This is a genomic window from Sphaerospermopsis torques-reginae ITEP-024, assembly GCF_019598945.1.
Classification (GTDB): domain Bacteria; phylum Cyanobacteriota; class Cyanobacteriia; order Cyanobacteriales; family Nostocaceae; genus Sphaerospermopsis.
In genome coordinates this window covers 4,091,323-4,113,878 of record NZ_CP080598.1, presented here as the reverse complement: position 1 = coordinate 4,113,878, position 22,556 = coordinate 4,091,323, and the positions used below count along the sequence as shown (strand labels likewise).

Here is a 22,556-nt window from a genome sequence, read left to right as displayed (position 1 = left end):
ACGCCACGGTGACAGGTGACAGTTTAATAGGGAATAGTTAATAATAAAATTTGAGTAAAATATCTATGAAAAAACCTTTAAAAAAAATCCAAACCTTGCTCACTGTATATTATGCCTATATGGTAGAATATCGCTCAGAACTCATATTATGGATATTATCTGGTTCTTTACCAATTATTCTCATGGGAGTCTGGATAAAAGCCGCCGCAGGAGGAAATTTTAGTTTAAATTCATTAGATTTTGCCCGTTATTTTTTTGCAGTATTTCTAGCTAAACAACTTACAGTAGTTTGGGTGATTTTTGAATTTGAAAAAGAAGTAGTAGAAGGTAAACTTTCACCTCGCTTATTACAACCCATAGATCCAGTATTTCATCATCTCGCTGGCCATATTTCTGAAAGATTCGCTCGACTTCCTTTTGTATTTCTATTAATAGGATTCTTTTTTATCTTATATCCTCAAGCTTTTTGGATACCGACTTTACCTAACTTATTGTTATTTATCTTAGCTGCATTGCTGGCTTTTGCGTTAAGATTTTTAATTCAATATACCTTAGCAATGTTAGCATTTTGGACAGAAAGAGCTACAGCTTTAGAAAACTTTTGGTTTTTATTTTTTCTGTTTTTATCAGGCATGATTGCACCTTTAGAAGTATTTCCCGAAGCGGTGCGAAACATAGCCATGATGACACCATTTCCTTATTTAATTAATTTCCCTGCTAGTATTTTAGTAGGTTTACCTGTAGATTTAACCAGAGGATTTTTATCAATTATAGCTTGGTTTATGATATTTTTAGGTGCAAATCGCTTGTTATGGCGTGCAGGTTTAAAGCGTTATTCGGGAATGGGAGCATGAAAAATTGAAAATTGAAAATTGAAAATTGAAAGTTAAATTAATTGTAGGGTGGGCAATGCCCACCTAAGATATTAAAGACTGCTAAATACTCTGCATAAATTCCCGTAATTCATCAACATTGTTTACAGTCATAATGCCTCTTTGAATATTTTTTAACTGTTCTAAATCAGCAATTTGTGATATTTTTGGCATTAGCTGTAAACCTTCTTGACCAAATTTTATTTCTAAACTTAGTTCAATAGCTGACACAATACCCCTGTTTTCACCCCTTTTTTCACCTCTGATTTCACCTTCTTTCAAAATCTGTTGATACCAGGGAGACTCACGTAATACCACCATATCCCACCTCATAATTTGCTGAACTAAAACGCTATCTAATACGAAGGTAGCAAAAAAAGCCATTACTGTTTCTAATTGGCTTAATTGTTCATCCGCTCGCAGCATTTGTAATGCTTGTCTAACTATTGCTTCTTCACCACCATGTTTGAGAATTGGTACAAAGGGAAGCAGTGAAGGAATGGGTTGACTTAAAGCTATTTCTACATCAACTTCCCAAAGGTTTATCACCCGGTAATCTTGACGTGCTTGTAAACCAGCAAATTCTGATTCATAGCGGTGAGGAATTTCTTCCTCGCTTTCTTTGAGAATGTTAATTAATACGGGGTATGTGGGAAGGTTATATTTTTCCTCCGCTAATGCCGCATAAGCCCGCATTCGTTTGGGCATTTCTAGCTTATATCTTAATTGTAACTCATTGAGTACCAGAAATTCGCCGTACTGTGGACTGGTGGCTTTAACTAATACATCGCTTTCTCGACTTATCCATTGAAATTCTGAATTTATGATTTCTCCGGTAATAATGTCGGGAATTTGTGTCACCCATTTTAGCCAGTTTTCGGGAGCGATGCTGATAAGTTTTTTGGTGCTAATATCTGCTTTTTTGACCATGATATTGATAAGATTTATTTCACGCAGAGACGCAGAGAACGCAGAGGAAGAAAGATTATAAATTACTAGGAACAGTTTTAAATTTATCTGCTGCACCTAATGAATAATCTTCTAGTTTAAAATCAGCAAAGGGTTTTTTCTCTAATCTATCTCTTAAAGCTTCATCTAATATTACTCCCTCGTCTTGTTTTTTGACTCCAATGATAATGATACTGCGTTGATAGGCTGTAGAATCTTGATTTGATTGACAGTCTTTACCTTGAAATTGTCCTAAGTTTAATAGTCTATAACCTTGCACACTTGATGTATTACTAAATAATTGTTTTGCCAATAATTGAATCTGCTTAGAACGTTCTAATGCTCTACTTTGTTCGGTTGTAACATTACCTTCACAGGAAGCAGTACCTACAGAAATAATCTCACTGGGATTTTCCATTATTTTCTGTATTCCTTCTGCTTCTAACCGAGTTTTTAAAGCCTCAAGGTTAATAATTTCATCGTTATGTTTAATTTGATAAGTGCTGCCTAATTGCCATTTATATTCTACTGATAAAACTGCTATGTTAAATTCTGCTACTTTTCCTTGACTATCTTTACCTTCTTCGTAGGGAAAATAATCAACTTGTCCTTTTTTAACTGGTGCTTGTCCATAGTCAGCAGGAACAACGGTAAATTTATTATTGCGGTTTGCTAGTGCTACTGTCCACAATAATAATAAGGAACATATTAAGGCGGTAAATAAGGCTAATAATGGTAATTTTTCTGGTTTTTTTTCTTGCGGTTTAACTGTATTTTTGGTTGTGGTTGTTGGTGTGACTATTGCTGTGTTGACATCACCTCCTACATCTACTGTAGCTACATTACTTCCTGTATTAATATTTTCTAATTCTGTTAATTTATCTAATATTTCTCTAGCATTTTCAGGACGTTGATTAACCTTATTTGCCATTAACCAATCAATAAAATTTAACAAAGATGTAGAAACATGATTTGCTAAATGTCGCCAATTTAAAATATCTAAATTAGGATCATATAATTGAGCAGGTTGACATCCTGTTAATAAAAATACAAAGGTGCGTCCTAATGCAAAAAAATCTGATTGAGGTAAAGCTTGACCATTCATTTGTTCTCTGGGACTATATCCAGATGAAGAAATAGATGTCATCCCACCACTATTAGCGAGATAGGTTTTAGTAATTTCTCTCGCTCTGCCAAAATCAATTAATACTAATTGTCCATCTGGACGAATCATTATATTAGATGGTTTAATATCTCTATGTAAATATTGTTGGTTATGTACTAATAATAAAATTTCCGCTAATTGTTTTAACCAAGCTATAGCTTGTCCTTCAGAAATAGGGCGGTTTTGTTGTTGTTTTAACCATTGTTCTAAATTCGGTCCTTCGATTTTTTCCATTACCATACAATGCAGGGTTAAACCTGCTCTGGTGTGATAGGGAAAATATCCTTCTGCTTGGGGAATACCAGGATGTTTTAATTGTCCTAAAACATTGACTTCTTGTTGAAATAAAGAAACCGCTTTGCTATCGTTAGCTAATTCTTCTTTGAGGATTTTGAGAATTTTTGGTGTGTCTTGTTGGTAAGCTTCATAAACTTTACTAAACCCAGTTTTATCACTTAGTAAACGTAAAACTCGATAACGTCCTAATAATTCTAATTGAGAACCACAACTTTGACAAAAACGGTTTTCATCATTATCTGGGTGGTTGGGTTGAGGACAAACTGGGTTTATACAGAGACTCATGATAGGTGACAGTGAACAGGTGACAGGTGACAGTGAACAGGTGACAGTGAACAGGTAAGAGTTTTTCTTAATGACTAATGACAAATTATCAATTACCCATTACCAATTACCCATTACCAATTACCAATTTGAGATTATCTCATTTTTGCACTGCTAAAAATTCGGCTATGGTTTGATTAAATTCTTCTGGTTTAGTTAGAAATGGCCAATGATTTCCAGGTAATTTTTTAAAGGTGAGGTTTTTCAGGTTGGTTTTGTAGGGTTGAATTTGCCAATCTTGGCGGTTTACTCCTTTTTCTGGTTGAATAAAGAGGGCAGGTATATCAACAGGAGTAATAAAACCTGGTACTTCTAAAACTGCATCAAAAATCCCATCACGGGCAGAAATTGTAAATTTACTACCCCAAGTTCCATCGGGTTTTTGTTCTATTCCCGCTTGAAAAACTTGCTGTTGTAAAGGAGTCCAGTCTTGAAATTGACTTAGTTGTTTGATTTGTTGTTCCGCTTCTTCATAACTGGTAAATGGTCCCATAGTTTTCAAGAATGGTAGAACTTTATACAACAAAGGAAAAGTTAATTTGAGTAAACTGGGCATTTTCCAGATGAAAATTGGATCAACTAAAGTAATACTTTTTAAGCGGTTGGGGTTTTTTCTTGCCCATATAGCAGCTAGTTTACCTGTCCAAGAATGACTAACAACATGAGCAGCAGACCATTCCAGTTTATCCATTAATGCTTCTAGGTCAGCGATCGCACTCTCAAAACTATGATCTTTCTCTGGTTTACTACTCTCACCATGACCACGCATATCCGGGGCTACTATATAGTAATCAGCCGCTAAATATTCTCCTAAGCTAGACCAAACCCAGGCATTATCCGCCATACCATGTAATAACAGTAATGGTTTTTGGCCTTTGTTCCATTCCAAGTAAGAGATTTCAACGTCAGATTTTGACAGTGTTTTGCGTACAGGCATCATTTGGTAATTCATAATTCATAATTTGTAATTCATAATTAGGGAATAGGGAATAGGGAATAGGGAATAGGGAATAGGTTAACAATTGTACCCAATCACCAATCACCAATCACCATCACCAATAACTGATACTAGATTGTACTTGCTAACACGAAATAATAAAGTCAATAAATGTCAAGATCAAAAAATAGAATTTTCTGAGGATATTAAAAATACTATGCCAGAAATATACCAATCAATTGCCCAACATTACCACGAGCGTACTAAATACGACCCGGAGACATTAGCCGGGAAAAATCAGGAGTTAGACTGGGCTAAACAACCAGTACCATTTAAAGAATACAAAATTGGCGCTGATTTTGACCTTAAACCCTATTTGCAAGAACCACCAGAGGCTTTTACCCATAATCCTGATGCTAGATGGTGGCGGAGACTTTCGCAACTGTTATTTCACAGTTATGGACTGACTGCGAAAATTCCTTCTATGGGTAGTGCCGTTTATTTGCGCTCTGCTCCCAGTGCAGGAGGTTTATACCCGGCTGAAGTATATTTAGTTTCCCGTGGTACACCTTTGTTACCTGCTGGACTTTATAACTATCAATGTCGTACTCATTCTTTAAAACAATTTTGGGAAAATGATGTTTGGACAGCTTTACAAGCTGCTTGTTTTTGGCATCCTAGTTTAGAAAATACTCAACTCGCTATTATTACTACTGCGGTTTTTTATCGTTCTGCATGGCGTTATGAAGATCGAGCTTATCGTCGCATTTTTCTGGATACTGGACATCTTTTAGGTAACATTGAATTAGCAGGATCAATCACTGATTATCGTCCTCATTTAATTGGTGGTTTTGCAGATGAAGCTATCAATAATCTACTTTATATTGATCCAGAACAAGAAGGTGCAACTGTAGTGATGGCATTGGCAGATTTATTAGATATTAAACAAAATTTGCCTTTAGGAAAAACCGCCTTACCTTCATTAACAGAAACTAATTATCCTTCGATTCCTGATGGAAAACTCTTAAAATATTTTCATGTTCACACCCAAATTAAATCTGATGAAACCAGTAAAAAAAATGTAGCAGTCACCAAACCAGACAAAACTTTAGATGATAAATATAATTTCCCTTTTTGCGACAAATTTTCTACTGTGACTACACCAATTGACTGGGGTAAAAATTTGGTAGATTTAGAAAATACTATCTATAAACGTCGTTCTACTCGCGCTTATAGTGGTGAAAAATTAACTTTTGATGAACTGAAAGCTTTACTCGATTTTACCTATCAACCACAAAATTATCTGGATCAAAATTTAGATACTGCACCTGATTATTTTGACCTGAATTTAATTGAAACATTTATTGCTGTTTCTGGTGTTAAAGGTTTAGAATCTGGCTGTTATTATTATGCACCAAAAGCCCAAGAATTAAGACAAATTCGTTTTAAAAATTTTCGCCGAGAATTGCATTTTCTCTGTTTGGGACAGGAATTAGGCAGGGATGCAGCAGCAGTAATATTTCATACCGCTGATTTAAAAACAGCTATAGGACAATATGGAGACAGAGTTTACCGTTATTTACATCTCGATGCCGGTCATTTAGGACAAAGGCTTAATTTAGCAGCTATTCGCTTGAATTTAGGTGTGAGTGGTATTGGTGGTTTCTTTGATGATCAAGTAAATGATGTATTAAGTATTCCTGCTGATGAAGCAGTTTTATATATCACGACTTTGGGAAGATCAAGGTAAGGCAATTTTGGATTTTGGATTTTGGATTTTGGATTACAAAAAATTAGACCCCCGACTTACTAAAAAATTGGGGATCTAAATTTCATTAAACTTCCGGTTCAACACCTAAAGCACGCAATTGGGCAATTAAACGTTCATTTTTTAGTCGTTCCTGTTACGCCCTTTGATATTCCTGTTCTGCTCGTTCTTCTCCACTTAATAACAAATTACCATCTAAATCCCACCAACGTAACCAAGGTAAATCTACATTTTGATATTCACTTTGCCAAATTCCTAACTCAACACCTAAAGCTGGAAGAGGATAATGTCCCCGTTCATTTTCTGGTAATAATTGGTATTTATTTTCAACTAAATGATAAACTTCCACACTGGCTTTATTCACTTCATAAATACCATAAAAAGCTGGATGAATTACTTGTTCATAAATCCAAAATTTTCCTTTCCACGGTGTTTGATCCCGTTCTTCATCGCCATTCCCAGAAACAAATTCTAGAACAATTAATGGTGAAATATACTCATCAGATTAACAGCCCAAAAATCCCAAAAATCCCAAAAATCCCAAAAATTTAGCAGTTACCTAATTATCTTGTTGCACTCCACCCACAACAGGTTTCACTTCATCTGAAGAAAATGGATCAGTACCACCTGTCCAGTTAAAATCACTAATACGAATACTAAAACCACCTAATTCTAAAACTGGATTATAACGCAAGGTTATACCATAAGTGCGGCGGTTATATTCCACAATATAATCTGTACTACTTTCTTTACCTGTATCTAGGTTAATTGATGTTTGAAAGCCTAAACGAAACGGTCCATATATTTGTTGGGAAATACCAGCACTCAAAACTTTGTTATCAACAGAACGATCAAACAAAAATGGTGATAATCCGCTGTTGAAACCTTGGGAATAACTCACATTAAAGGCAGTATAATCAAAAAATGGGCGAGAAAAATGACCCACCTGCCCAACTAAACCCACAGTACCAATTAAGGTACTTTGATTATCGCCACTGGTGTAATAACTGGTTGTACCCGTCACACCCGCGATCGCTTGCAAGTAAGGTACTACAGGATTAGGTGTATATTTTAATCCTTCATTAGCAGTAGCTGGTAATGGTTTTCCCTGCCATAACAAAAAACCAGTACCAAGAGAAACACTACCTTGTAACCGACCTAAAGAAACACGGTCATTTTTCCGGTTTGGCTCTAGTAAATCAGCGCGATCTGTATTAGAATTAATATACTGTGCGCCTCCTTGATAGCTAAGATTAATCCCACTTTTTCCCAAAGGAATAATTGGAGAAGTGATCACACCACCTAAACTACTCTGCACAGTTTGAAAACCAAGAGTACCATTGTAAAGGCGATCGCGGTAGCTATATTCTAAATTCAATGTATGGGGATTGATATCACCCAAAGCCTGACGTAACCGTAAACTCCCCCGCAAATTATCTTCTACTTTATTGACATCTAGACTTGTTAATTCTCCCTTACCTTCAACCGTAGTTTTCGGACTCAAAACACTATTCAGCTTGGTTTTTACACCAAACAAATCTGCAAAATTACTACCATCTTCAAAAGCCTTCTGCACAAAAAATTGCGGTGTAATAATCCAGCGGGTTTTGTCTGTATTAACTGCTCTAAAATTGCGTTCCACATACAAACCGCCCCGTTTACCATTATCATAACCAGGAGAAACAATAAAAGGATTAATATCCTTTTCTCGACGGTCAATTTTTTGGTTATCAATGGGGATAGGTAAGACAAAATTCTGGTCAAAAACTAAACGTTGACGCTGAGTAGTTACCCGATCTACCAAAGGTGCTTCTCTCGTTACAGTCACCTTAGATGCTCGTAACTCTAATTCTGGTGGTGAAAAAGGATCATTAGTAATCCGCACATCCTCAGCTTGCCAACCACGGGGATAAAAATCAATGCGTTGGGCTTCAAAACGCAACCTTTTGACCATACCACCTGACTTGGTTACGGGAATATTTCTGGCATCCGCTTGACCTGCAAAATTCACATCAATACCACCGGTACTGCTTACACCAGTAACAGGTTGATTAGCACGAATCCGGTCACTAGGTGGACGACTAGGTACACCACCTGCGGTAATATTTGTACTTGGGGAGGGAGAAAAAGCAAAATCAGTTTGAGTTGTGGGGATGTAAATTTCGCCGCTGCCATTTTCCAGATCCCCACTATCCTGAACAAAATTATAAGTAAAGCGTTCTCCTCGTAATACCTGATTACCCCTAGTTAAAGCCACATTACCTTCACCCACAGCAATTAAATTATCCAAATTTACTTGTAGGCGATCGGCATCTACCACAGCCCCATCAAATCTAACCACCACATTACCTTCTGCGGTAACAATTCGCCTTTGCTCATCATATTCTTGGCGATCGGCAATTACTTCTATAACTCGTTGTCTTACTTGTGGAGTATTCCCAGCAGGTTGATTTGGCGGGGGAAATTCTACAGTAGTAGATTGTTGGTTATTTGAATTACGTGGCTTAAACTCAATAATATTTTGTACTAGAAGAGAACTGGACGTATTTTCTCCCGTCTTTGTAGAGGCAGAAATATTAATCTTTTCCCCTGATTTGTATATATTTACAGGATTTTCATATTGATTTTTATGTTTTACTGGGGCTGAAGTTTTGATAATAACTGGTGACTCAGCCAACCATATATTGTTTGTATTGGTAACTTCACTAGAAATCTGTGGAAATGTAGCTGGCGGTGTGTTGTCAGCATCCGCATTTTCCTCTTGGGAAGTACCAACTGTCAAAGATTTTCCCAAAAGCCCCGCACTTCTAGAAACAGTCAGAGGGGAAAATTTTGGCGGTACAGTTTCTGGAACAGGATTTGAAGATAAGCTTTTGCTAATTACTGCATTATCTTGATTAGTTTGTGTAGGAGTTACCAGACCATTAGCAGTCTCGATATTTCCTGAAGTCGCAAGTTGCTGCGTCCCAGTTTGCTCTTCTACCACAGAAGCAGAAGCGAGAAGATGGCCAGGTTGGATGTATTCTTGAACAGGAGGTGAGTCAGGTGGCAAAACTGGATGAAGCATATCTTGTGGAAAATCGACCTAACAAAAAGCCAGATATGAAAAACCAAATATTCAGCCGGAAGGATGATTTACACTTAACCTTCCGACTTTTGCCTTCTGCTGACTTGCAGCAAGCCGCCAAAAGGATGACACAGTATCATTTTCCAGATTTGTGCCAGTTTTTAGGCATTGAGTGTCTTCCACCTTCCAGCAGTTGCAGTTGATAACAGATGATTTGTTGTGTTCCTATTCTAAATCCCGACGGCCAGGGTTGCGAGCAGGGTCATTTGACAAAAATCCAAACACAAAAATTCCTACAAAGAAGGCAACAACAATATAAACAGCGATTTTTAAAGTCACCATCGAATTATCTCCCAGGGGTAAGACAAAAAACTTTTCAGCAATCTGCTATATAAAACCTAGACAAAACTAGACTTTACTTTCTACTTCAACGGGAGCATGGGAGCAGTTATCCCTCTGTAGACTTTCACGCTGTAGCCCAACGCGATTGTGTTCCAATTAAGTTTCTGAAAAAGACTACCACCATCATTGCTTGGTTTTCGCGTCGGCAATAGTCTCAATTCAATACTTGATATCACCGTATTATATATCAAGTAGTTGATTTTTTCCTGAAAATATATTGATTTTTGTCAATATAAGTATAGTTTTGTCTATAAAATTGTCAACTTAGGACAAGCTCTATCTTACTCACATCTGGTTCTTTTTTGGAGGGCAGTAGTTCAGGAGGCAGGAGTTCAGGTGTTTTTTAGTTTGGATTTTGGATTTTGGATTGTTTTTGTTAACTCCAATCTAAAATCTAAAATTTTTCTCCCCTGTTCCCTATTCCCTACCTCCCTACACCCTAAATTTAAGAATACTGCACCATTTCTGTAGCTGTCCGGCTTTTAATCACTTTTGCAGGTATACCAACAGCGACAGAATAGGGAGGAATATCTTTAGTGACTACTGCTCCTGCACCAATTACGCTACCCTTACCAATAGTTACACCATCTAATACAGTAACTCCATGTCCTAGCCAACAATCATCCTCAATCACAATTCCATGACGGGTAACGCCCTGTCTTTGCATTGGCAATAATGTGTCTGCGAAATTGTGATTATTTGCATATATGCCAGATTGAGATGCAATCATACATTGCTTACCAATTCTAATATTTCCAGGTCCGGCAATACAGACATTTGGTCCAATGAATGTATCTTCCTCAATGTGTATGCAAGTATTTTCCAAACAGCCTATATCTACGTTACGCTCAATTGCTACTCCATTTCCTAAATAAATTTGATTATTTGGGTGTCCTTTGGCATCTAAACGCACATTTTTAAAGATGTGTACTCCATTACCAATTTCAATAGAGGTGGTAGAGAGAAATTCTGCACCATGCTGAATGTACACCCTCTTACCCATAGCTGCAAAAAGATGGCGATATACTAATCTTCTAAGTTGTGGACCAAAAAAAATTGCCGGAATATCACCTAATAAGGTGGTTAATAAAAGTTCTGGTAGTCGCTGTAATTTGTCAGAATATAGTTGGTTAATCATGGCTACAAATATCTCACATAAGTTTTGTGTGACAGGAAAATATTGTCTTGTTGCTTAACAGACAATGTAATTTTTATGGCGAGTATTTAGTAATCAGTTATCAGTTATCAATACCTTCCCCAAAATCAAAAATATCTTGATTTGTAGGTTGGGTTGAGGAACGAAACCCAACAAATACGTTGATTTTACGTTGGGTTTCCACACGGTAAACCCAACCTACGGGAAAATGGCAAAGGTATTGAGTTATGATCTGGAATTTATGAGCATTTTTAGCGAAATTTTTAGAGAATAATTAGCAATTGATTTTGGTATCAGTCTGCTCTAAAAATTACGTAAAATTAGTCTGAAAAGCAGTTTTATCTGACTGCTGATTGCTGAATGCTTACTTTCTAGATTCAGGATTCAGGATACAGAATATACAGGACTTCAAGGATGATGCTGGAAATGTTTGACAAAATCTTGAATCTGTCAATTCTGAATTGTAAAATTTTTCTGAATCCTGAATTTTGACAATAAAGACAATAAATTAGTATTTTTTTATAAAAGTTTATGGTGGAGTATCTCCCACCTCTGCCATGATATTGAAGTTGACCATCGGTGCAAACAAGTAAGCACTTCCCCGATTGCTATGACGGCTTTCTGGTAATGAATTTGTAGAGTATAATGCTCTAATCATGCTGCACACAAAGGACTTATAGGCTAGGGAAATCACGCTTTCAATAACATTAGCGATTTTGAATGACAATTGATCTTCACAATAACATAATTTATTTTTAATGAACAACTTTAAACAAAAAATCCGTTTATTCTCTATGATTTGTATCTGTAAAAATTGTGATATTGCACATTTTTATACTGCTATAAATAGTAATTTATGACTCAGATTTCATGTTTGATAGCTGGCTTTCTGTGGTCTTACTCACTACTATTAATTGATCATCCGCTAGGATTTTTCAACGGCTGACTGCTGATATAGGACTTTTATTTGATTTTGGCGATCGCTAGGTACACCTTGATTGCTTCTTCCCCGTTCTCTTTTCCCTGTCACCTTCCCTAAATCACTTTTTTGCACCATCCACAGGACAAAAATCCACTTACAGAGTAAAATATTCCTTTTAAGTAACACCTACGGTTAAATCATGATTACAATTAAAGAAATTGTGCAGCAAGCTTTAACTACTGGCTATTTGAGTGCTACAGCACAACACCAGATCCATAAACTTCTGCAAAAAAATTATGACTCGGAAGACCTAGATGCATTGATTATTTTACAACGTTCTATTGTGGCGGGTGCAGTTAACCAAGAGTCACTTCGTAAAAAAAATTACTCTGACAGAGATACCAGAAATAATGATACTTCCCCAAACATCAAACTGGCTTATCAAATAGCTGCTGAAATGGCTTTTGCGGCGGCAATAGCCTTAACTATGCCACATAATCCCCAGGATCAGCCTTCTATCGGTACATAGGTAAATCAATGATCACCTAGTTCACTTTTTCCTGAGCAGAATATTAATAAAATATTAATAAAATATTAATATTAATAAAATATTAATAAAATATTAATTTTACAAAGCTGGGTGTACTCGCAGTTGTTCACTCTTGGGAAGAATTTGGTGGAGAAAATTTGTTTGTTCTCTGTTGAATTAGACAAATTTTAGGGATTTATGTGCAAATAAACTAGAAATTACACAAATTACAAATTTTTGTGGTAGATTACTTTACTGCTAAAAATATTAAGAAATAATTAAAAATTATCCGGTTGGTTGATGTGGTGGATAGTATTTTTGGGCTAAAGTGTTGATAAATTTAATGATAACTATCATTTTTTCAAACAAATCGGTTATACAAGTCAATATCTTTGCCATTTTCCCGTAGGTTGGGTTTACCGTGTGGAAACCCAACGTAAACTCAACGTATTTGTTGGGTTTCGTTCCTCAACCCAACCTACAAATCAAGATATTTTTGATTTTGGCGAAGGTATTGACAAGTAGCACTCAGAAAATGAATTTGATGTCAATAGGATATTCAGGAATGGAAACCTATAGGCCAAGAACGTTGTTTGGTGTAAACTTTAGCAAAGTATAAGAAAATTATTCTCAATGCTTAACAAAGTCATCAGACGTTCACAAACATAGTATAAAGAATTGGCAACACCAAGTAAAAACAGTAAACAATAACAGTAAACAATAACCATAGCAGAATTAGAACTTTTGCCATACTATGCAGCCAATTCGCACATTTAACGTTTCTCCTTCACTACCGCAGCGACTAGAACCACTGCGAAAACTAGCATACAATCTACATTTTGATTGGAATGTTGAGAGCAAAGACTTATTTCGCCGTTTAGACCCAGATTTGTGGGAATCTAGCCATCATAACCCAGTTTTGATGCTGGGAACTATTAGCCAAGGGCGATTATTGGAAGTTGTCGAAGATGAAGGTTTCCTGGCACAAATGGATCGTGCTGCTCGACAACTAGAAGATTATTTGCAAGAGCGCACTTGGTATAACAAACAACGCGGATCAACCCAAAAGGAATGTTACGCTTATTTCTCCGCTGAGTTTGGATTAGTAGATTGTTTGCCGATCTATTCTGGCGGTTTGGGTGTTTTGGCGGGAGATCACCTCAAATCTGCCAGTGATTTGGGATTACCTTTGGTTGGTGTGGGTTTACTCTACCAACAAGGTTATTTTGCCCAATATCTTAATGCTGATGGTTGGCAACAAGAACGTTACCCCATCAACGATTTTTATAATATGCCTTTGCACTTGGAACGTAATCCCGATGGGTCTGAGTTACGAATTGAGGTAGATTATCCAGGACGCAAGGTATATGCTAGGGTGTGGCGTGTCCAGGTGGGAACAGTTCCCCTGTATATGCTGGATACCAACATTGAACCTAACAAAGCTTATGATCATGACATCACCGATCAGTTATATGGTGGTGATATTGATATGCGTATCCACCAGGAAATGATGCTGGGGATCGGTGGTGTGCAGATGTTAAAAGCCTTGGGTTACAAGGTGACAGCTTACCACATGAATGAAGGTCACGCGGCTTTCTCAGCTTTGGAACGCATTCGGATGTTAATCCAGGAAGACGGTTTAAGTTATTCTGAAGCTAGACAAGTGGTAGCTTCCAGCAATATCTTTACCACCCATACCCCTGTACCCGCTGGTATTGATTTGTTTGCTCCCGATAAGATTTTGTATTATCTGGGATATTATGCAGATATCTTTGGCTTGCCCAAAGAACAGTTTTTAGGTTTGGGACGGGAAAATACTGGTGATTTATCCGCGCCTTTTAGTATGGCGGTGTTAGCTTTGAAAATGGCGACATTTTCCAATGGTGTGGCACAGTTGCACGGTGTGGTATCTCGGCAAATGTTCCAAGGTTTATGGAAGAAAGTCCCCGTTGATGAAGTGCCAATCACTGCTATTACTAATGGTGTTCATGCTCGCAGTTGTGTGGCTAAATCAACTCAGGAGTTGTACGATCGCTATCTTGGTCCAAACTGGTCATCAGTACCACCAGATAATCAGTTATGGGAACGGATGGACGCGATCCCCGATGAAGAACTATGGCGCAACCATGAACGCTGTCGCCTGGATATGATTTTGTATGTGCGGGATCATTTGGTTAAGCATTTACGCGATCGCGGTGCTTCAGCTTCTGATATTGCCCAAGCTCAAGAAGTTCTTGATCCTAATGTCTTAACCATTGGTTTTGCTCGTCGTTTTGCTACCTATAAACGCGCAACTCTTTGGATGCGTGATTTAGAAAGGATCAAGAAGATTTTATCAGGACATAAACACTGCAAGGTACAGTTTGTCATTGCCGGTAAAGCACATCCGAAAGATATTCCTGGTAAAGAACTGATTCGGGATATTAACCATTTCATCCGCGAAAACCATCTGGAAAAACAAGTGGTGTTTGTTCCCAACTACGATATTCACATCGCCCGCTTGATGGTAGCAGGTTGTGATATTTGGTTAAATACACCACGTCGCCCCCGTGAAGCTTCTGGTACTAGCGGGATGAAAGCCGCTATGAACGGACTACCTAATTTAAGTGTACTTGATGGTTGGTGGGATGAAGCTGATTATGTCCGCACTGGTTGGGCGATCGGACATGGGGAAAATTACGAAGATCCTAACTATCAAGATGAGGTGGAAGCTAACGCTCTCTATGAGTTGTTAGAGAAGGAAGTTGTACCTTTATTCTATGATCACCGGGATGGGGATGGTTTACCCCGTCGTTGGGTAGCAAAAATGAAAGATGCTATCCGGTTAAATTGTCCGTTCTTTAATACAGCGCGGATGGTGCGAGAATATGCAGTAAGAGCTTATTTTCCTGCCAGCGATCGCTATCATACCCTCACCGCTAATAATTACGCACCAGCTAAAGAATTAGCAGCTTGGAAAGCAAATCTTGGTGAACATTGGTTTAACATCAAAATCAAAGATATTGATGTCGGAGCAGCTTCAGAAATTGAAGTTAATCAAACTGTGACAGTGAAAGCTAAGGTTGATTTAGCAACTTTAACAAATGAAGATGTGCAGGTAGAATTATACCAAGGTGCTATTGACGCTAACGGCGAAATTGTTAACGGTGTACCTGTGGTGATGGATTATCAAGGACAAGATGACCAAGGTTTAAGTGTCTATACGGCGGATATCACCTACACTACTTCTGGTTTGCAAGGTTTATCGTTGCGGGTGTTACCACAAAACCAATACCTTTCTAATGCTTATGAACCCAGGTTAATCGCTTGGGCGGAATAAGGTAATTTTGGATTTTAGATTTTGGATTTTGGATTATTTTTCTAAAGTCTAAAATCTAAAATCTAAAATTTTTCTCCCTATTGCCTATTTCTTTCTTACTGTTACCTGTCACCTGTCACCTGTCACCTAATTTTGTCAGAATCAGGATGTCCAGGATTTGAGGATTTCCAGGATGTGATTGTCAAATGTTACCACAGTAAATTAGACTAGATTCTAGTCGGTTTTAACCGACTTTAGCTATTAGACAGGGAATTTATTCCCTGGATTTCTAGATGATAGAAATTTCTTGATAATCACCCAATTTAGTTGTATTGATAACAGCACAAATTTTATCAACTTGTGTCCGAATTTTTGGCCATGAAGTTGACAGTAAAACCACAATTGCAATTTGACGTTCACTCAAATTCTGTTGATAACGCAAATTCTGATCTGTTGTAACAAGTATTTGATATCCTTTAGATTCAGCAGCTTTTAATAAATCTCCATTTGATAAATTAGACCATCCTTCTTCATAAGCTGTCGTTACAGAATGGTCTGTTAAATATTTCCGTAATGGTACAGGAGTTCCCTGATCGAAAAGAATTTTCATCTCTAATTATATCTAAGCAGCTAATTTTTCAAGCTCATAATTAAGTACATCTTCAACTTGTGATCTTTGCACAGGTGGAAACCATTCCAAAAATTCATCTACTGTTGCACCATCACGCAAATTTTCAAATAATGCAGCAACGGGAACTCTCGTTCCTCGAAATACCCATGCACCACTTAATTTATCAGGTTGTCTTTCTATAGCATCTAAATTTTCCCATCCGTTCATTACTTATTCCTCTTTGGTAAATGGAAAAGTTACACTTAGATTAATTATAAACTAGCAATTGTCAGAATCAGGATGTCCAAGATTTAAGGATTTTCAGGATTTGAGGATTTACAGGATGTGATGGTCAAATATTCCCTCAGTAAATTAAACTACAGCAGATTTCATTGCTATGAGGTACAAATCATAATAATAAAACTCTTGTGAGGGGCATCTTGCCCGCCCATAGTGTACCTCATTACACCGGAAAGTGCTGTATATTCCAGTCGGTTTTAACCGACTTTAGCTATTAGACAGGGAATTTATTCCCTGGATTTCTTGGTGATGATTTTCAGGATGTGGTATTTTGTCTGCATCAGGATTTTCGGGATTTAAGGATTTTCAGGATAAAATGATCCGAAATAGGGGAAAATACTATTGAAGCATCTTTTAAAGTCTACCCCACCCTAACTTATGGATAAACAGCGTCTACAGGCATATTATCAGCTAATTCAACAACTACTTAGTTGTGCAGATGGGGAAGAATCGGCAATATTACAAGCTAATACCGAATTACTAGATGCTGACTTTTTACAATTGCTGAAGGAAGGAGTAGCACAAATGTCCACCCAGGAAGGACAAGAAAATCGTGCTAATAAGTTGATGTTTCTAGAATCTCAACTGAGTGAATATCTAAATATATCCCTAGAGGAAAATACTCCAGAAACAGAAACCCCGGTTAATGAAGCAGATATAGAAACTTATTTACCATTTTTACAACAAGTATTAAAAACCACCGCAGAAAGTAGAGGCAACCCCCAGGAAGTTTACCCCTTACTGGCTGCAAATACAGATAAACTCAATCTCACTTTTGCTAAAGTATTACAGGTTTGGGCAACCACAACAATAGCGGAAGCAAAACCAGACACAGCAAAAGATATTTTTAGATTTAGTAATAGAATCCAAGAATTTCCTTTAGGCAACAAAGCCAATAATCTGGAAATTGCTATAACTGGCTATGAAATATGCTCTACTGTTTTTACTCGGAATAGTTCTCCAGAAAGTTGGGCTGCTGTAAAAAATAATCTAGCGACTGCCTACTCTGACAGAATCAGGGGAGATAAAGCCGAGAATCTGGAATATGCGATCGCAGCTTATAAAGAAGCTTTAGAAGTAAGAACCCGCAATGATTTTCCTGTAGATTGGGCAATGACGCAAAATAATCTAGGGAATGCCTACTCTGACAGAATCAGGGGAGATAAAGCCGAGAATTTAGAAAATGCGATCGCAGCTTATAAAGAAGCTTTAGAAGTTTATACCCGCAATGATTTTCCTGTAGATTGGGCAATGACGCAAAATAATCTAGGGAATGCCTACTCTGACAGAATCAGGGGAGATAAAGCCGAGAATTTAGAAAATGCGATCGCAGCTTATAAAGAAGCTTTAGAAGTAAGAACCCGCAATGATTTTCCTGTAGATTGGGCAATGACGCAAAATAATCTAGGGAATGCCTACTCTGACAGAATCAGGGGAGATAAAGCCGAGAATTTAGAAAATGCGATCGCAGCTTATAAAGAAGCTTTAGAAGTTTATACCCGCAATGATTTTCCTGTAGATTGGGCAATGACGCAAAATAATCTAGGGAATGCCTACCTTAACAGAATCAGGAGAGATAAAGCGGAGAATCTGGAATATGCGATCGCAGCTTATAAAGAAGCTTTAGAAGTTTATACCCGCAATGATTTTCCTTTAAATAATGCCGGAACTTTATTAAATTTGGGTATTGCCTATCAAGATTCACAACAATTAAATTTAGCTTACGATACTTTTACTGAAGCTATTATCACGGTTGAAAATATACGCGGTGAAATTATTTCTGGGGAAGAAAGTAAACGCAAACAAGCTGAGGAATGGAATAAGTTATATAGAAGGATGGTAGAAGTTTGTTTAGGTTTGAGTAGAGAAACAGAAGCCATCAGTTATATTGAACGCAGTAAAACCCGCAATTTAGTAGAATTGATTTTCAATCGTGACTTAAAAACTATTTTTCCTGCTGAGATTGTTCCTCAACTAGAAAAACTTCGAGATGAAATAGCCACCAAGCAGAATTTACTGCAAACTGGTAAAGCTGAAAATACCACATCTTTAGTGCAACATCTCCAGCAATTACGACAAAAACTCCAAAAATTGCAAGATGAATATTTACCGATTGGTTCTAGTTTTGAATTCACATCATTACAGAAAATAGTTGATCAGAAGACGACAATTATTGAATGGTATATTGCCATTAATAAATTTTTTGCTGTTGTGATTCAACCAGGAGGTAAACAAATCAAAATTTGGCAATCTTCATCAGCAGATTTTGATTCTCTATTTAATTGGAATGAGAAATATGTAAATGATTATAAGGAAAACAAAGAACTATGGGAAAATGAATTAGATGATAATTTACAGAACCTAGCCCAAATATTACATCTGGAAGAAATATTAAATCTAGTTCCATCAGAATGCGAAAAACTGATTTTAATTCCCCATCGTTTCTTACACCTTTTCCCTCTCCATGCGTTACCTGTAAGAAATTCCTATTTAATGGATTTATTTCCTCAAGGTGTGGGTTATGTTCCCAGTTGTCAATTATTACAACAGTTACAACTGCGTCAATGTAATGATTTTCAGTCTTTATTTGCTATGCAAACACCCACAGAAGATTTATATGAAAAAGATTTAGGTGCAGTTGCAGCAATTAAACAGCAATTTAAAAAAAGTGATATTTTCAAAAAAGACAAAGCCAAAAAATCAGCAGAATCAGCAATTATTCAAAATCCTGAAAACCTGAAAACAGCGCATAATCTCTTTTTCTTCTGTCATGGTTATTTCAATTCCAATTCTCCCCTAGATTCGGGTTTAATACTAGCAGATGAAGTTCTCACTTTAGCCGATATCATTGCTCACATTAAACTAGAAAACTGTCGTTTAGTTACCCTTGCTGCTTGCGAAAGCGGCATGATAGATGGTTATAATATTAGTGATGAATATCTTGGTTTACCTAGTGGTTTCTTGTTAGCTGGTAGCACCAATGTAGTCAGCAGTTTATGGACTGTTAGTATAATATCTACGGCTTTATTAATGGTGAGATTTTATGAAGAGTTGAAAGAGCAAAACAATATAGTATTAGCTTTAAAAACCGCCCAAATTTGGTTAAGAGATACAAGTATTACAGGTTTTAAACAATGGTTACAAACATCATCATTAAGTTTCGTTTGGCAAGTAGAAATAAGCAAACATTTTGATATAATTGAACAAAACAATGGTGAAAATCATCAACCTTTTTCATCACCTGTTTATTGGTCTGCTTTTTGTTGTATTGGTAAAGGAGTTTAATTAATCATGTCAATTAATAAAAAAGCCGTGCTTGCGTTTAACGCAATTCTCAAAAAGCCTAGTGATTTACTAACTAATGAAATTTGGCAAGAATTAGAACAATTATCTAGTGAATTACCAAAAGATGATGATGAAGAAATAACCAAAAAAATAGAAGATTGGTTAAAATCTTATCCATCACTTTTGCAATTATACAACCAAAATTTAGAAGCGATGGATTTATCTCTAACAGCAGATGGTAATATAGGTCCAGGTGGTGCTAAATTGCCAACATCAGCCACCCAACCCAGCGAATCTTCTAAAGAACTGATTCAAAATGCTATCAAAGAAAATTCACCTTTATCTAATGATAAAAAATCCCAACCAAAACCGTGAAGAATTTTAGTATTACCGTCTATCCTTTTCATTTGCGACATACTCTCGCACACACACCTGATCAAGTTGTCAAAGATGCCGATCTTTTATGGGATAAATTAACCAAGATTGGTGTAGATTCATTTCCTTCTACCAGTTTAAAAGATATCAAATCTCAATTAATCTGTTATGAAAATGGTAACTATGCACCTCAAAAGGAGGTAGGAAGAAAAACCGAATGGTTAACTAATTCCAGAGATTTAGATTTAGGAAGTTTATCAACTACAGACGGATTTAAAATTAATGGTAATTTACAACCATTTTTATTTAATGATACCTACACAGTTGATTTAACTTTTGTTCCAGAATCAGCAAATATTGATATTAATGTACCCCAAATCCAACATTTTAAACCCAGTTGTTTTGTACCTTCCCAAATTCAAGCATCTTTAGGACAAACTTTATGGATTTATGGAGAAGTTGACGCAAATGAAGATTGTAATTTATTAGCTGAAAAAATTGCTAATGCTTTAGTTGCTGGTACAAACTTAAATCCTATTTTTACCGACTCAGGAGAATTATTTGCTAGTCAATTATTTATCTATCAAGCAAATGAACCAAATGAACCGAATAATCCTGTTAAACAATGTCAGATTTTGATACTTTTAAATAATCAACCTTTAAATAATCAACAAGCTAACACTGTCCAATTGATTGTAGATGCTTATGAGTGGTTATTAAATTTATTATGCTGTTATCATAAAATCTTATTTATTAATTACCAAGCAAGTCAAAGTTACAGCAATGCAAGAAGCATTTATAGTTATTTAGAGAATAAAATTCAAGAATTTCAAACTTTTACATCTAACCCGAAAACACAGATATCTGATTTAAAGAAACTCTTATCAGAAATTCCGCAAAAAAGCTTTGATTATACCCGATGTTTACAAGATTTACAAACTCATAATACATCAATTCAGACAAATATTAAAAATTACCGAACTTGCTTAAATAAAATTACAGCCATAAATAATCAAACAAGTCCCCAATTTTGGCAAGACTTCCTAGATAAAGAATGTCAAAAATGGCAAGAACAAATTCAAACTGATATTAATTATCTCACACCAGGACAAGAATTATTTAGTCAATTAATTGATACAATTCGTGGTATAGTAGAGGCAGAACAAACAGAAAGAGATAGATCCTTAGAAACAACAGTACAAATATTAGGAATCGGTTTTGGTGGTGGTGCAATAGTTTCCGGTGTCATAGTTCAACACATTGATAAGATTAACCAACCCATACCGATAATATCCCCTCAAACTACCCTAAATCCCTTTTTAGCATCTTTAATTTTAAGCATTATTGCTACCATTGGCTGTACTTTTCTCGCTATGTTAGGTATATGGATTAGTAAACGGAAATAACATGATATTTTTGGCATATTTCCTGACAGATTTATAAGAAATAATATCTCTCAAACTCTCATTACTCTGTGTACTCTGTGCCTCTGTGGTTCGTTTATTCCATAATCTAGAAAACTTAACTACAAATCCTTTCAGGTATAACAATATAACCTGTACTTTCATCTCCTAAAACTAGGTTTTTTTCTGTTCCCCAAAACCACCAATAAGCACCAACATAAGCACAAATTAAACTATCTAATTTATCTTCTGTTTCTTTGAGTTGTCTTCCTGTGTTGGGTATTTGTTCAGGAAATAAACCGCAGATGAACGCAGATGAACACAGATGTGGTGAAATGGAAGGTAGGATTTCTTGGATGTAATTTTGTAGTTTAATTAATTCTAACCGCCGTTCTGGGATTTTTCCTTTTTTATATTTCAAGATTTTTTCTAATCCGAATAAGTTAACTATTGCTGGGTGGGGAAATACTTCTATTTGATATCTTCCGGGTTTTTGAGGTTCAATTTTAGGTGCATGAACAAATTCCCGTGATTCTAATTCTAAACCAAAATTAATAGTGCGTTCTGCAAAAGCTAGGTTTTGATTTGCTGGGTAGCATCCCGCATGATATTTACCAAAGTATTTATGACTGAGTTTATCTGGTAAGCGACTACCTGTAGAATTTGGTATTAATGTGGGTGCATCTACAGCAATTATACCCGGTTCTTCTGGTTTTATAATCTGATCAATCCAAGTTAATATATCTGCAATGGATTCTTGGCGATCTAAATCCAAAAGTTGCAGTTTTTCATCTTTTAATTCTAAACAACATAGTCCACTTGGTTGAGATTTCCAGCCTAAATCAATACCGATAAATTTCATAATTGGTTGATTGTTGATTGGTTTATTTGTATTTCC

At 36.4% G+C, this 22,556-nt stretch carries 19 protein-coding genes and 1 pseudogene; 8 read left to right on the top strand and 12 right to left on the bottom strand.

Annotated features, from left to right (window positions below; genetic code table 11):
- Positions 1–65: 65 nt before the first annotated feature.
- A complete protein-coding gene (locus K2F26_RS19145) occupies positions 66–854 on the top strand; it encodes an ABC transporter permease (RefSeq protein ID WP_194051303.1) in 789 nt (262 codons plus the stop codon).
- 81 nt (positions 855–935) lie between these two features.
- On the opposite strand, the gene K2F26_RS19140 is transcribed toward K2F26_RS19145, so the two are convergent.
- The 3 genes from K2F26_RS19140 to K2F26_RS19130 all read right to left on the bottom strand — a co-directional run bounded on the left by K2F26_RS19140 (position 936) and on the right by K2F26_RS19130 (position 4,543).
- Positions 936–1,802, bottom strand: a complete 867-nt coding sequence (locus K2F26_RS19140) for an RpnC/YadD family protein (RefSeq protein ID WP_220609060.1) — start codon at positions 1,800–1,802, stop codon at positions 936–938.
- 55 nt (positions 1,803–1,857) lie between these two features.
- Positions 1,858–3,567 carry a serine/threonine-protein kinase gene (locus tag K2F26_RS19135; RefSeq protein ID WP_220609059.1) on the bottom strand — a complete coding sequence of 570 codons (1,710 nt, stop codon included), beginning with the start codon at positions 3,565–3,567 and terminating at the stop codon, positions 1,858–1,860.
- A 139-nt stretch (positions 3,568–3,706) separates the two neighbouring features.
- The gene (locus tag K2F26_RS19130; protein ID WP_220611954.1) at positions 3,707–4,543 is read right to left on the bottom strand and encodes an alpha/beta fold hydrolase; all 837 of its coding nucleotides are present in this window, start codon (positions 4,541–4,543) and stop codon (positions 3,707–3,709) included.
- 217 nt (positions 4,544–4,760) lie between these two features.
- Between K2F26_RS19130 and K2F26_RS19125 the strand changes: the two genes are divergently transcribed.
- Entirely contained in the window at positions 4,761–6,293 is a 1,533-nt protein-coding gene (locus K2F26_RS19125; RefSeq protein ID WP_220609058.1) for a SagB/ThcOx family dehydrogenase, read from the top strand.
- Positions 6,294–6,378: 85 nt separating this feature from the next.
- Here the strand turns inward: K2F26_RS19125 and K2F26_RS19120 are convergent.
- Positions 6,379–6,810: pseudogene (locus K2F26_RS19120) on the bottom strand (Uma2 family endonuclease); the annotation flags it as partial.
- A gap of 60 nt (positions 6,811–6,870) precedes the next feature.
- Positions 6,871–9,378 carry a DUF3769 domain-containing protein gene (locus K2F26_RS19115; protein ID WP_220609057.1) on the bottom strand — a complete coding sequence of 836 codons (2,508 nt, stop codon included), beginning with the start codon at positions 9,376–9,378 and terminating at the stop codon, positions 6,871–6,873.
- Here K2F26_RS19115 and K2F26_RS19110 point away from each other — a divergent pair.
- Entirely contained in the window at positions 9,357–9,581 is a 225-nt protein-coding gene (locus K2F26_RS19110; protein WP_220609056.1) for a hypothetical protein, read from the top strand. The genes K2F26_RS19115 and K2F26_RS19110 overlap by 22 nt on opposite strands.
- A gap of 22 nt (positions 9,582–9,603) precedes the next feature.
- On the opposite strand, the gene K2F26_RS19105 is transcribed toward K2F26_RS19110, so the two are convergent.
- From K2F26_RS19105 to K2F26_RS25230, 4 genes are all read right to left on the bottom strand, one after another.
- Positions 9,604–9,720 (bottom strand): photosystem II reaction center protein I, encoded by a 117-nt coding sequence (locus K2F26_RS19105; protein WP_013190888.1) that lies wholly within the window; start codon positions 9,718–9,720, stop codon positions 9,604–9,606.
- 505 nt (positions 9,721–10,225) lie between these two features.
- Positions 10,226–10,918 (bottom strand): acyltransferase, encoded by a 693-nt coding sequence (locus tag K2F26_RS19100; RefSeq protein ID WP_220609055.1) that lies wholly within the window; start codon positions 10,916–10,918, stop codon positions 10,226–10,228.
- Positions 10,919–11,465: 547 nt separating this feature from the next.
- Complete coding sequence (locus K2F26_RS19095; protein ID WP_220612025.1) at positions 11,466–11,663, bottom strand: hypothetical protein; 198 nt, start codon at positions 11,661–11,663, stop codon at positions 11,466–11,468.
- Positions 11,664–11,861: 198 nt separating this feature from the next.
- A complete protein-coding gene (locus K2F26_RS25230; protein ID WP_302850027.1) occupies positions 11,862–11,993 on the bottom strand; it encodes a hypothetical protein in 132 nt (43 codons plus the stop codon).
- A 64-nt stretch (positions 11,994–12,057) separates the two neighbouring features.
- On the opposite strand from K2F26_RS25230, the gene K2F26_RS19090 reads away from it, so the two are divergent.
- Both K2F26_RS19090 and glgP read left to right on the top strand, forming a co-directional pair.
- Complete coding sequence (locus tag K2F26_RS19090; protein WP_220609054.1) at positions 12,058–12,387, top strand: hypothetical protein; 330 nt, start codon at positions 12,058–12,060, stop codon at positions 12,385–12,387.
- Between the two features lie 754 nt (positions 12,388–13,141).
- A complete protein-coding gene (glgP, locus tag K2F26_RS19085) occupies positions 13,142–15,706 on the top strand; it encodes an alpha-glucan family phosphorylase (RefSeq protein WP_220609053.1) in 2,565 nt (854 codons plus the stop codon).
- A gap of 268 nt (positions 15,707–15,974) precedes the next feature.
- On the opposite strand, the gene K2F26_RS19080 is transcribed toward glgP, so the two are convergent.
- Both K2F26_RS19080 and K2F26_RS19075 read right to left on the bottom strand, forming a co-directional pair.
- A complete protein-coding gene (locus K2F26_RS19080; protein ID WP_246605422.1) occupies positions 15,975–16,295 on the bottom strand; it encodes a DUF5615 family PIN-like protein in 321 nt (106 codons plus the stop codon).
- Positions 16,296–16,307: 12 nt separating this feature from the next.
- Complete coding sequence (locus K2F26_RS19075) at positions 16,308–16,523, bottom strand: DUF433 domain-containing protein (protein ID WP_194051323.1); 216 nt, start codon at positions 16,521–16,523, stop codon at positions 16,308–16,310.
- A gap of 450 nt (positions 16,524–16,973) precedes the next feature.
- Between K2F26_RS19075 and K2F26_RS19070 the strand changes: the two genes are divergently transcribed.
- From K2F26_RS19070 to K2F26_RS19060, 3 genes are read left to right on the top strand one after another with little or no spacing between them, the layout of a single operon-like run.
- A complete protein-coding gene (locus K2F26_RS19070; protein WP_220609052.1) occupies positions 16,974–19,880 on the top strand; it encodes a CHAT domain-containing protein in 2,907 nt (968 codons plus the stop codon).
- Between the two features lie 6 nt (positions 19,881–19,886).
- A complete protein-coding gene (locus tag K2F26_RS19065) occupies positions 19,887–20,255 on the top strand; it encodes a hypothetical protein (protein ID WP_220609051.1) in 369 nt (122 codons plus the stop codon).
- Positions 20,252–21,661: a hypothetical protein gene (locus K2F26_RS19060; RefSeq protein ID WP_220609050.1), complete on the top strand. Its 1,410-nt coding sequence runs from the start codon at positions 20,252–20,254 to the stop codon at positions 21,659–21,661. The genes K2F26_RS19065 and K2F26_RS19060 overlap by 4 nt, the downstream gene beginning before the upstream one ends.
- 115 nt (positions 21,662–21,776) lie before the next feature.
- Here K2F26_RS19060 and K2F26_RS19055 read toward each other — a convergent pair whose 3' ends face one another.
- A complete protein-coding gene (locus K2F26_RS19055) occupies positions 21,777–22,520 on the bottom strand; it encodes a DUF429 domain-containing protein (RefSeq protein ID WP_220609049.1) in 744 nt (247 codons plus the stop codon).
- Positions 22,521–22,556 lie beyond the last annotated feature (36 nt).

Excerpts from the sequence above, each read along its gene's own strand:
- K2F26_RS19135 (WP_220609059.1), bottom strand. The coding sequence starts at position 3,567 with ATGAGTCTCTGTATAAACCCAGTTTGTCCTCAACCCAACCACCCAGAT.
- K2F26_RS19105 (WP_013190888.1), bottom strand. The coding sequence starts at position 9,720 with ATGGTGACTTTAAAAATCGCTGTTTATATTGTTGTTGCCTTCTTTGTA.
- K2F26_RS19130 (WP_220611954.1), bottom strand. The coding sequence starts at position 4,543 with ATGCCTGTACGCAAAACACTGTCAAAATCTGACGTTGAAATCTCTTAC.
- K2F26_RS19070 (WP_220609052.1), top strand. The coding sequence starts at position 16,974 with ATGGATAAACAGCGTCTACAGGCATATTATCAGCTAATTCAACAACTA.
- K2F26_RS19145 (WP_194051303.1), top strand. The coding sequence starts at position 66 with ATGAAAAAACCTTTAAAAAAAATCCAAACCTTGCTCACTGTATATTAT.
- K2F26_RS19090 (WP_220609054.1), top strand. The coding sequence starts at position 12,058 with ATGATTACAATTAAAGAAATTGTGCAGCAAGCTTTAACTACTGGCTAT.
- K2F26_RS19075 (WP_194051323.1), bottom strand. The coding sequence starts at position 16,523 with ATGAACGGATGGGAAAATTTAGATGCTATAGAAAGACAACCTGATAAA.
- K2F26_RS19100 (WP_220609055.1), bottom strand. The coding sequence starts at position 10,918 with ATGATTAACCAACTATATTCTGACAAATTACAGCGACTACCAGAACTT.
- K2F26_RS19065 (WP_220609051.1), top strand. The coding sequence starts at position 19,887 with ATGTCAATTAATAAAAAAGCCGTGCTTGCGTTTAACGCAATTCTCAAA.
- K2F26_RS25230 (WP_302850027.1), bottom strand. The coding sequence starts at position 11,993 with ATGGTGCAAAAAAGTGATTTAGGGAAGGTGACAGGGAAAAGAGAACGG.
- K2F26_RS19055 (WP_220609049.1), bottom strand. The coding sequence starts at position 22,520 with ATGAAATTTATCGGTATTGATTTAGGCTGGAAATCTCAACCAAGTGGA.
- K2F26_RS19140 (WP_220609060.1), bottom strand. The coding sequence starts at position 1,802 with ATGGTCAAAAAAGCAGATATTAGCACCAAAAAACTTATCAGCATCGCT.
- glgP (WP_220609053.1), top strand. The coding sequence starts at position 13,142 with ATGCAGCCAATTCGCACATTTAACGTTTCTCCTTCACTACCGCAGCGA.
- K2F26_RS19080 (WP_246605422.1), bottom strand. The coding sequence starts at position 16,295 with ATGAAAATTCTTTTCGATCAGGGAACTCCTGTACCATTACGGAAATAT.
- K2F26_RS19115 (WP_220609057.1), bottom strand. The coding sequence starts at position 9,378 with ATGCTTCATCCAGTTTTGCCACCTGACTCACCTCCTGTTCAAGAATAC.
- K2F26_RS19125 (WP_220609058.1), top strand. The coding sequence starts at position 4,761 with ATGCCAGAAATATACCAATCAATTGCCCAACATTACCACGAGCGTACT.